Source organism: Pseudomonas sp. LY-1 (assembly GCF_053502595.1).
Genome location: NZ_CP094353.1, coordinates 453,701 through 463,989, shown reverse-complemented (window position 1 = coordinate 463,989; position 10,289 = coordinate 453,701). Strand labels below are relative to the sequence as shown.

The window sequence follows — 10,289 nt, the reverse complement described above, 5'->3', positions numbered from 1 at the left end:
AATTACAGGAAGAAATCCATGCGGAAGTAGATCGGCGCTTCGCGCTCGCTCATCACTGCCGGGCGTTCCAAAGAATGGGCAAACGTCACGCTGGTGCTGACGTGTTTGCCCCGGGCGAACAGCTCCAGGGAGTTGCTCGAGACCCGACCGTGTACGTCGTCGTTGTAGCGACCGTGGCTGATCACACCTTGGTCGTAGCCGACGCTGGCGCCGTATTCGGCAAAGGCCGGGCGCAGCCAATCGAGCGTCACCGGGCGCGCCCAGCGCACGTCGTTGCGCCAGTAGCCGCCGCTGTCGCCGCTCAGTTGCTGGTCTTTGAAGCCGCGCACCGAGGCCGAGCCGCCGAGGCTGATGCGCTGCGGGCTGAACAGGATGTCTTCACTGCGTTGGCCGGTGGCCAGGCTGGAAAAACTGAACGACTCGCCCCACAGCGTGAACGGCTGCAGGAAGCTGGCGGTGGCGGTGTATTTGCGATAGCGCGCGTTGGGCTGCCGATTGCCTGCGTCATCGCGCTCGTCCTGGGCCTGGGCATCGAGCAAGCCGATGCCGTTCTGCATGCCCAGGTCAACGTTGACGAACCCGCTGCCGATGCGACGCCCGTGGTTGAAGCCCAGTTGCAATTCGCTGAGGCGGTTGCTGCTCGAGGCGGTACGGGTATCGAGGATGTAGTTGTTGGTGCGCAGGTGCGCCACGCCGACGTTCAGCGATGTCTTGCTCACATCGTCACGATGGACCACCCGCTCGGCGCGCAACTGGTGATTCTGGTTGTCGCCGTTCTGCTTGAATTTGTAGTCGTTGGTCACGCCAAAGGTGCGGTAGTCGCTCTCGTTGTAGGTGTAACTGAAGTTCCACCAGCCCCACGGCACGTTGTAGTAGAGCATGCTGTTTTTCGAGGTTTTCTGGTGGTCGCTGACGGCATCGTGGCCGCCGCGCAGCACCAGTTGGTCGGCCAGGCCGAGCGGGCTGTCCCACTCCAGGCCGGCGCCCCATTGCTGTTCGCCGGTGCTTTTCTGCCCGTCGTTGTTGCGCGACAGGCTGGCGCGCCAGGGCTTTTGCGGGGTGTTCTTGACCACGACGTCACTGCCGCCTACCTGGGTGCCGGGGGTCAGTTCCATTTGCGCCTGCTTAGAGGGCAGGCGGTTGAGCTGGTCCACCAGTTGCTCGACTTCGCGCAGGTTGAGCGCCTCGCCGACCTTGCCGGGAAAGGCCATGGCCAGCTCGCGATCGGTCACGCTGCTGCCTTGAGCGCCTTTGAGTCCTTCGAGTTTGCCTTCGACCACCAGCACCTGGAGGTGACCGCTGGAAAGGTCTTGTTGCGGCAAGTAGGCGCGACTGGTGACCCGGCCTTTGTCGATGTAGTAATCGGTGATGACCTTGAGCAGTTCATTGAGCTGCGACACGCCCAGGCACTGGCCGACATAGGGTTTGAGCAGGCGCTCGCGGTCGGTGGCGGGCAGGCTGTCGGCGCCTTTGAGCGTGATGTCCCGGATCGGGAAGCAACGGCTGTCAGCGGGCGTGGCCGGGGCCTGGGGCTTGGCTTCTTTGCCGGGCAGATCCTTGAGCTCGTCGAGGCGCCGGCGCTGCTCGTCGAGCAGGCGGTTCTGGCGGTCGCGGATCAGGTCCTGATCGCCCGGCGTGGGGGCGGCCGTGGCGCTGTTCAGGCTTAACCAGGCGAGCAGCAAAGTACACAGAAGATACCGAGTCCGTGGCAATAACAAAGACATGTTCGATCCGTCGAAAATCAAGGCGCGGCAAACTAACATCGAACTTCGGCGGACCCAAGGGACTGGATTAGTTGCACGAAAGTTCTAGATAGTTCTGCAATACACTGATTTATAACCATAAAAATAATCAAAACAGATAAGCAAGCGCTCACCGAAAGTATTACTCCGACAAACGGCAACTATTTTGATGTTGATTCAGCGAATAACTTATTAATTGCCACTACTTGGCCATCAAGTTATTGCCGAGTTAGGTTAGTACCGGGAAAGACGGAAAAGTTCGCAGGAGTTTTGTGAACCAGGGCTCATTTATTGAGATTGCAGGGCAAACCGATTGGCGACGAGCGGCAAACCTGATGCTGCAGAACCGCTGGAGGCGCTGTAGAGCCTCGCCGGGGCTCCACAGCGACCACAAAGAGCGGCGTGGTTTGGCCTTCAGCCGATGTCCTTGCCTTTTTCCTGGCCGGGCACCAGGGTCAGCGGCGGGCGTTCCACGTCGCGGGAGACATGGGATTTCACGTCCTCGACGCCGCCATGCTCATCGTTGTGGATGACCAGCACACCCGGCCTGCGCAGTTGCTCCAGGGCCCCCTCCTCCAGCTTAAAACTTTCACTGAGGTGCTTGTCGCTGAGCCTGTTGACCTCGGCGCGGCGCTGGGCGAACTTGCGTCCCTTGCGTTGCTGGTAACGCGCCCAGCTGATCAGGATCACAGCGTTGAACAGGGCGATCCACAGGTAGATCTGCAGGGTGTTGAGCGCCGCGAAAATCGGCGCTTCCAGGCGCGGGCCACCATGGCTGTCCAGCATCGACGTAATGCCGCGCATCAGCAGCCAAATCAGCCCGCCCCAGGCCAGCAGGGTCAAGAGCACATCGATGCCCCACATCACCGGGTGTTGACGAGTTCGGACCAGTTTCATGATCACACGTCCTCATTGGCAGGTTTGATACCGCGATCCGGGCTGACCCAGCGTGCGCGCTTCTGATGCTGTTTGAACAACACCTTGGGAAAACTGACCAGCGTGGTGAACAAGCTGATCAGCCAGAACACCATCGGGTACCACACGGTCCAGAACAGGGTTTTCCACAGGTCTTTTTCGTAGCGCCGGTCGATCAGGATGCTCACGGCAAACTGCACCAGGCACACCATCGCCAGCACCAGCCCGGTAAAGGCCGGAGGCACCAGGGAGTCCACCGCAATCGCTTGGGGCAAGACCATGAATTTGCCCACCCCCCAGAAGATCACCGACAACAGGAAGGTGAAGGCCCAGCCGGTGGACAGGCAGTATTCGAACAGCAGCGGCCACAGGTAGCGATGCCGCCATTGCCAGATGCCTCGGATGTTCTTGAACAGCACTTCGGCGCCACCCTGGGCCCAGCGCAGGCGCTGTTTCCACAGGCCACCGACGGTTTCGGGCATGAGAATCCAGCACAGGCCGCGCGGCTCGTAGAAGATGCTCCAGTGATCGAGTTGCAGCTTCCAACTGACATCGATGTCTTCGGTGATCATGTCGGTGCTCCAGTAGTCGACGCGGTCGAGCGCCTTTTTACGGAACGCCACCACCACACCGGAGACCGTGAAGATCCGCCCGAACACACGCTGGGTGCGCTTGATCAAGCCGATGATTGAGGAGAACTCGCCGACCTGCACGCGGCCGATCAAGGTCGAGCGCGTGCGGATGCGTGGGTTGCCGGTGACGGCGCCCAGGCGCGGGTTGTCGAGCATCGGCGCAACCAGATAGGCCGCCGCGTTTTTGTCGAGCAGCGCATCGCCGTCGATGCACACCAGGTACTCGCTGCGCGCCGCCACGGCGCCCATGCGCAAGGCCACGGCCTTGCCCTGGTTCTGCGCCAGGTGCAGCACCCGCAGGCGCGGATGCTCCAAGGCCAAGGCATCGAGCACCGCTGCCGTGTTGTCCTTGGAGCCGTCGTTGACGGCGATCACTTCAATGTTCGGGTACACCTGGCCCAGCGCCGCATGAATGGTCTCGGCGGCGTTATCGCCTTCGTTGTAGCAAGGGATGATGATCGAGATCAGCGGGTTGCCGGCCAGGGTCGGCGCCGGCGTGTCTTCTTCCCACGGCCAGTGGCGCTCCCAGTGCAGCCAGAAGTACAGGCCGCCGGCGATCCACAGCGCCGACATGAACAGCGGGTAGAAGAACACGAAGTCCATCAGGAATTGCCCGGTGATCAGGAAGATCAAGCCCAGGGGCACGCCCAATACCAACGCCAGTACGAATAAAGCCAGGATTCTATCGAACATGGTCAAGGGTTCCATTGGTTGGAAAGGGCCGGACGCACCGTCTTCAGGTCCGGGGAGTTTTCCAGGAAGTTGTCCGGGTAGTAGCCAAAACTCGTGACCCCCTGGCGTTTGAGTACATCCATCCATTCCGCCAGTTGCTCAGCGCTGATATCGGGCGCGGCCTTGGTACGCCAGTCTTTGGCTTGCAGTTCGAATACGGTACGTTCCAGCGCACCAGGGCGCGCCTTGACCGTGGCTACCAGTTTTTCCAACCAGGCGTTGGAATTCTTGAGTGTCTCGCCTTCCATCAGCGGCATGGCCATCGGCGCAGTCCAGTCATAGGTCTGGAGGAAGTCGTCGAGGTTCTGCGCGAACCACGCTTCGCTCTGCGGGTTGAGCATCGGCTCGGCGAAGATATTGCGTGCGGTCAGGACCTGCGGGCCACGGATAGCACGGAACTTGGCGGTCAACTCGTTGGTGAAGTCGATCAGGTAGCGACTCTTGAAACGGGTCCAGCGTTGCATCACTGCCGGGTCGGCGCGCAGGGCGGCGATGCTGTTCGGCAGGCCGTTGGCGGCGTAGACCTTGAGCGCTGCGGGGCTGGCGTCTTCAAAATCGCTGAGCAGCGCATCATCGTGATACAGCACACCATCGACGGCACTGTTGCTGCCGCTCGCCAGGTCTTGATAAATCTCGCCGATCATCTGCCGCACCTTCGGATCAAACGGCGACAAGCGCTGGTATTGATCCGGATCGGGGCCGACCTTGCCGGTTTCCGGGTCCCAACGTGTCACGCGCGGCAGTTTGGAATCGAGGGCGTAACTCAGCACCGGCATCCACGCAAACACGCTGGCGCGGGCACGGGTGTGCAACTGCCAGGCGACACGGTTGAACAAGTCGGCACGCATCGGCAGGTGGCGATTGGGGAAGTACAGCGAATGCACCAGACCGTCGCCCTCGGGGTCGGCGTAGGCTTGCAGGAATACCGTCACGGAGCCCATATCCACCACGCGCTGTACCAACACATCGAGGTTACGCGCCTGTTGCGCCGGGTCGGGGTCGTAGACATGGTCCAAGTCCACATGCAGCACGCGCAGTGGGGCCTTGGCCTGCACCGAGACCATGCTGCTGGCGAAGTGCTCGCCGTCCGGATCGGAGTCCACCAAAAAGCGCGGGCTGCTCATCAGCTTTTTCGAGTCGTCGAGGCCGTCGTCCAGGGTCAGCGCCATCTCGTAACCGTGTTCACTCACGACCGCGAGCGAGGTGCCGTCGGCTGCACCATAAGGCCATACCCAAACCCGCGGGGCCTTGCCGGTAACCGCACGGATCTTGTCTGATATCGCGACCACATCAGCACGCATCCGCTCCCGGAACTGCGCCTCGGTTTCGTAGCGATTGGTCGCTGGATCAAAGCGCCGCGTGGTGGCAGCCGGCTCCAGGTTGCCCTGGGGGTTAGCCAGGATGCCCTTGTGACTGGCGTCGGTGTGCGCGGCGATTTCCACCAGGCCGGATCGGGACACTTCCCGGATCTGCTGCCAGGTCAGGAAGTCTCCGCGTGGCCGTGGCGTCCCCGCGAAGTCCACCGGCTGAGTCAACGGCGTATCGATCCAGGTGCCCACCGGCGCCAGCAATGCCGGCCAGTTGTAAGCGCGCAGAATCGGCATCACGCGGGTGTAGAAACTGGAATAACCGTCGTCGAAACTGAGCATTACGGCTTTGGGCGGCAGCGGCGGCCCACCCCGGCGGGCGGCGAGGACTTGGTCCACGCTGACCGCCTGATAACCGTTCTCCCGCAGCCAGGCCAACTGCTCGATCAAACGCTCGGTGCGTACCGCCACCACCGCCTGGTCGGGGTCGGAATCATTGACGTCGTGGTAGGCGATGCCCAGGAAATGGTTTTTCGGCCACGGCGCTTCGTTGGCCAGTATCTGGCGCTCGGCGGGTGGAGTGAATGGCGCGGGTTGCTGGGCGCAGGCGGCGGCCAGCAATACACCCAGGACCAACAAGCAACGGCTGAGGAGGGTCATGGTCAGGCTCTTCTAGAAACGGTAAGTGAGGTCGACGAGCAGGCGCAGATCGCGTTCGCGATCACCGTCGTAAGTTCGGCTGACCAGGCTCAGGTTGGCGCCGGCTTCCAGCACGTCGTTCCAGCGAAAGCGTTGGCCGTAGCCGATCAAGCCGACACCGCCCGTGGAGTAATCCTGCTGACGGTAAGCCCCCGCACCGAGCTGGAACTGCTGACTCCACTGGGTCTCGTAGCGGTGATAGAGCACATGGTTGACGGTGACGGTGGGCATCACGCCGACGTCCGACTTCGGGTTGAAGTACAGCGTGTCTTCTTTGCTGTTACGGCTGGCACTGACTTCCAGGCCCAACTCCACTTGCACCTTGGGCGAGCTGTAGACGCCTTCACGGCCGGTGAGCATGGCTTCGAGGCGGTCATTGCCGTCGCTGAAATGGGACGGGCTCACGGCGAGTTTCCACTCGCGGCTTTCATTGGCACGCCAGCGGATGAACCCGCTGCCGCCGTTGGCCGTGACGTCGGTATTGAGCGCCCGCAACGGCGTGGTCGCCGCGAGGTAGTCGAGGCTGCCGCCGTATTGCCAGTGGTCGTTGATGTCGCGGGCAATCGATACGCGCGCGCCTTGCTTGGAGCCAAAGCCGTAGGAGTGGTTGGAGACCTCGGCTTCAAGGGTCATGTCACGGGTACGCCGTTCCACGCCCACGCGCTGCCAACGGTGATGGCCAGTGCCTTCGGTAAAGTCGGCGGTGGCGTAACCGGCGCCGGCGAACAAGCGCCAGTCTTCGTCGATGGGCGGGGTATAGATCACGCTTTCAATGCCCCAGTCACGGCTACCCGTTATCGCGCCGGATTCTGCGTCATTGCTGCCACCGTAGCTTTTACCGGTGTAGGCCTCCACGCGCACTTCGGCCATGTCGTGTACATCGCGCAGGCGACTGAGGCGCTGTACCTGACGGTTTTCCGGGGCGCGGGCGACGACGTCGTCGGTGAGCAGGTCGAGTTGGCGCCACTCCTGCAGGTCCAGCGCAGTGAAGCCTTGAGACATCTCCACGCCAACGTCACGCGGGCTTTGGTTTTCCGTTTCCTTGAGTGAGTCTTCAGCGCGTCTTGGCCACTCACGGGCACGGTACATCTCCGCCTGCGCCAAACGCACACCGATGCTGCCTGGGGCTTTATTCCCCAGGTCTTCGAGGTTTTTTTCACTGGCGTTCAGGTCATCGCCGTAGGTTCCGGCCTGAGCCGCCAACTGTTGGGCGTCCATCCACTCGTCGTTAGGGTTGCCGATGGGCAGCCCCTTGAGTTCAACCCTAGGTTTCTCGGTGCTGGCCAGGTTATTGGCGACCGCGCGCGCCTCTGGCACCTGGTCGCTTTCCAACAAGGCGTAGAACAAGGCCGAGCTGTCTTTAACATGATCACCGGGGTCAGCGTCTGCAGCCGTCACCGCCTGGCGATACAGCGGCACAGACTTTTCCGGCTGGCGCTGGTCGAGGTAGGCGGCAGCCACCCAGCGCACGGCGTAGGTCGGCAGTTGCACACCTTCGGCCTTGAGGATTTCGTATTCGCTGATCACCTCGGCAGTGCGGCCCCGCGCCTTGAGCGCGCCGAGGCGGTCGATGCGCCAGACCACCACGTCGTCTTGGGCGCTGGCGTCCGGGGTCCAGCGGGTGAGCAGTTTGTCGTAGGCTTCGAGCGCGCGGTCAGCGATGACAAAGCGTTCTTTTTCAGTGCGCGTAGCGAACTCGGCCATGCGTACCCGCTCGGCGGCCAGGTCGCCTTCGAGGCGGCGCTGGGTGACGGCGTCCACCAAGCCCGGACGCTGGGCCGCCAGACGCAATGCCGGCTCCGGCAGTCGGGCCTTTTGCAGGGCGACGATGTATTCGCGGGCCACTTCAGGCTTGTCGCCGGCGCGGATAAACGCTTGGTCGAACTCGAACAGGGCATCGTAGTTCAAGTCGGCGCGAGTCAACGCGTAGCCCAGGGCCATGCGCCGGCTGGGGTCGTCGGGCTTGGCCGCGACCAATGCGCGGGTGCGCTGCACGGCCTCGCTGGCTTGGCCGCCGTCGGCCTGGGTCAACGCCAGGCCCAGTTGTAAGTCGGTATTGTTCGGTTCACGCAGCAATGCCTGGCGATACACCGCCTCGGCCTTGGCCCACTGCTGTTGGTTGCGATAAGTGCGTGCCACCGTGGCGAGCGCCTGGGTGTTCAGGTTGCGATTCTTGCCCTGGGCCTCATACACCTTCAGCACTTCGGCGTCCTGGCCGGCCCACCCGGCGATCACCAGATGGTCGCTGACCTGGCCCGCTGTCTGCCGTTCGGCAGGCAACTGGCGCAGTTGGGTCAGCGCGGGAGTGAAGTTGCCGTTGCGCGCCTGGATGATCAGGGCGTCATAGGCCGGGTCGGCCACGGCGAAGGTGGGCATCAGCAACTGACTGCACAAGGCGACCCCGATGAGCAGTCGCAACCGGCCTGATGCACTGAGTGGAGGGTTTGGCAACATATCGCGAGCTTCCTTACACACGGAAAGCTGTAACGATAGGTGGTCCTGAGCAATTTGCTGCAGGGTGCCGGCGTCTCGGGACCCGGCCTAGCTTTCCTGTGGAAACTATCCCTCAAGAAAATAGGAAAAAGTCCAATTCAGAACAATTGTTCAGAATTGCCCGACACACTAAAAAATGAATACGGGGGCGGACTTGCCGGAGATAACGGGGTATCAGCCAATCGCCATGGCGACTATTTGACCCGTATCACCCGCAACTCCGCCCCCGCAGATTTTTTTTAACGGTGCAGCAATTATTACTGCGCGCCGCCCATCGCACCGACTTTGGACATGACGAAGGAGAGGAATTGTTCAACCGTCATCTTCTGGCCGTTGAACGTCACTTCGTTGTTGGCGTAGTGCAGCTTGGACACCACGTCGCTGCCAACCAGGGTCGCCAGTTGCGTACCGACGGCCATGCCGCTGATCATCTCGCTGGCCATCTGGGATTGCTGTTCGATGGCTTCAGGGTCGGTCACACCACCGAGCTGCGCTTGCAGGGCGGCAACGTCGGCGATCATTGGCTTGGACAGGCTCAGGTTGGCATCGAGCAACGCGATGATCTGCTTGCCCAGCTCCAGCGGCGGCAGTTCCATGCTGCTTGGCTTGGCCAGGTCCACGACCAGGCTGAATTTGCTTTCGCCACCGGTGGTTTTCAGCGACAGGTTTTCCACCGCCACTTGCGGCTTGGCGGCCAGCAGTTGGTTGACGTTGGTATCGGCCAGGGCCTGCTCGGCGTCGCTCAGTTGCAGCTCGGGTACCGGTTCACCGGCGGCAGCGGCGGCCTGCACGGGTGCCATCTTGTCCTGATAGAGCTTGGTCAGCACCAGCATCGACGGCACGTCGACGTTCTTCATGCTCAGGGCCATGGCGGCCGAACCCACGGGTTTGCCCTGGTAACCGATCTCGTCGATCTTGTAATCGACGCGCCCGGCCAGGTTGTTGTCCTTGGTGTCGCTGGTGTCTTTCTGCTCGAAGCCCTTGAGGGTCAGCATGGCCTTCTGCGGGCCCATGGTGAGCTTGGTGTCGGTCAGTTCCACGGTGTTCTGCCCGGTGTAGAAACCGAACGTGGATTTTTCCAGGTTGCTGGCCACTGTCAGCCCGGCCAGTTCGGCTTCGAACGGCGAGCCATTGGCGTCGACGACCGCGACCTTGAGGCTGTTCATGTAACCGTCGGCCTTGACCTTCTTGCCTTCGGCGCTGCTGTCGAAGTTCAGGTTGGCACCGGAGAAGCTCACCGACGACTTGTCGTCCTTGAACGCCAGGGGCAGCAATTCGACGTTGCCGTTAACCGAGAGGCTGTAGCCGATGTTGGCCACGCCCTTGAGCGGCGACACGTCTTTGGCGGCGGCAAACCACTTCTCGGTGGTGGCGTTCTTTTCCAGCGCATAGTGACTGGTGGCCATGACCGGCAGCCATTTCAGCGTGACCAGGCGCGACAACGGCAGCGGGCCGTGTTCGATATGGTCGACGAACAGCAATTCAGGGTTCGGGCTGTCTTCGCCGAAGACCGCACCTTGTGCTTTCAGACGGTAATGGGCGGTGCTGCTGAACACGCCACGCTCCAGGGACACCAGCTCAAGGGCCATCGTGCCGTCGACGCCGGCCATGGAGGTCTTCAGTTCCTTGTTGGCGTTCTGGATCGCGGTTTGCAGCACCGGTTCCAGTTGCTTACCGGTGTACCAGGCGCCGCCTGCACTGACGACGCCAACGGCGACAACAAAACCCAAAAGAACGACTGCTGGCTTATTCATGAGGTGACCTGATCA

The 10,289-nt window shown here is 61.8% G+C and carries 6 protein-coding genes; all 6 read right to left on the bottom strand.

Annotated features, from left to right (window positions below):
- Window positions 1–2: 2 nt before the first annotated feature.
- Window positions 3–1,724 (bottom strand): ShlB/FhaC/HecB family hemolysin secretion/activation protein, encoded by a 1,722-nt coding sequence (locus MOQ67_RS02100; protein ID WP_046385104.1) that lies wholly within the window; start codon window positions 1,722–1,724, stop codon window positions 3–5.
- Window positions 1,725–2,156: 432 nt separating this feature from the next.
- Window positions 2,157–2,639: a poly-beta-1,6-N-acetyl-D-glucosamine biosynthesis protein PgaD gene (gene pgaD, locus MOQ67_RS02095; RefSeq protein WP_104904157.1), complete on the bottom strand. Its 483-nt coding sequence runs from the start codon at window positions 2,637–2,639 to the stop codon at window positions 2,157–2,159.
- A 2-nt stretch (window positions 2,640–2,641) separates the two neighbouring features.
- Entirely contained in the window at window positions 2,642–3,982 is a 1,341-nt protein-coding gene (pgaC, locus tag MOQ67_RS02090; protein WP_017845518.1) for a poly-beta-1,6-N-acetyl-D-glucosamine synthase, read from the bottom strand.
- A 2-nt stretch (window positions 3,983–3,984) separates the two neighbouring features.
- Window positions 3,985–5,988 (bottom strand): poly-beta-1,6-N-acetyl-D-glucosamine N-deacetylase PgaB, encoded by a 2,004-nt coding sequence (pgaB, locus tag MOQ67_RS02085; protein WP_198718516.1) that lies wholly within the window; start codon window positions 5,986–5,988, stop codon window positions 3,985–3,987.
- Between the two features lie 12 nt (window positions 5,989–6,000).
- Complete coding sequence (gene pgaA / locus MOQ67_RS02080) at window positions 6,001–8,481, bottom strand: poly-beta-1,6 N-acetyl-D-glucosamine export porin PgaA (RefSeq protein WP_017845520.1); 2,481 nt, start codon at window positions 8,479–8,481, stop codon at window positions 6,001–6,003.
- Between the two features lie 296 nt (window positions 8,482–8,777).
- Window positions 8,778–10,274, bottom strand: coding sequence for a YdgA family protein (locus tag MOQ67_RS02075; protein WP_448675812.1), 1,497 nt, complete (start codon window positions 10,272–10,274; stop codon window positions 8,778–8,780).
- Window positions 10,275–10,289: the final 15 nt, after the last annotated feature.

Coding starts and splice junctions, on each gene's coding strand:
- pgaB (WP_198718516.1), bottom strand. CDS start 5,988: ATGACCCTCCTCAGCCGTTGCTTGTTGGTCCTGGGTGTATTGCTGGCC.
- MOQ67_RS02075 (WP_448675812.1), bottom strand. CDS start 10,274: ATGAATAAGCCAGCAGTCGTTCTTTTGGGTTTTGTTGTCGCCGTTGGC.
- pgaA (WP_017845520.1), bottom strand. CDS start 8,481: ATGTTGCCAAACCCTCCACTCAGTGCATCAGGCCGGTTGCGACTGCTC.
- pgaD (WP_104904157.1), bottom strand. CDS start 2,639: ATGAAACTGGTCCGAACTCGTCAACACCCGGTGATGTGGGGCATCGAT.
- MOQ67_RS02100 (WP_046385104.1), bottom strand. CDS start 1,724: ATGTCTTTGTTATTGCCACGGACTCGGTATCTTCTGTGTACTTTGCTG.
- pgaC (WP_017845518.1), bottom strand. CDS start 3,982: ATGTTCGATAGAATCCTGGCTTTATTCGTACTGGCGTTGGTATTGGGC.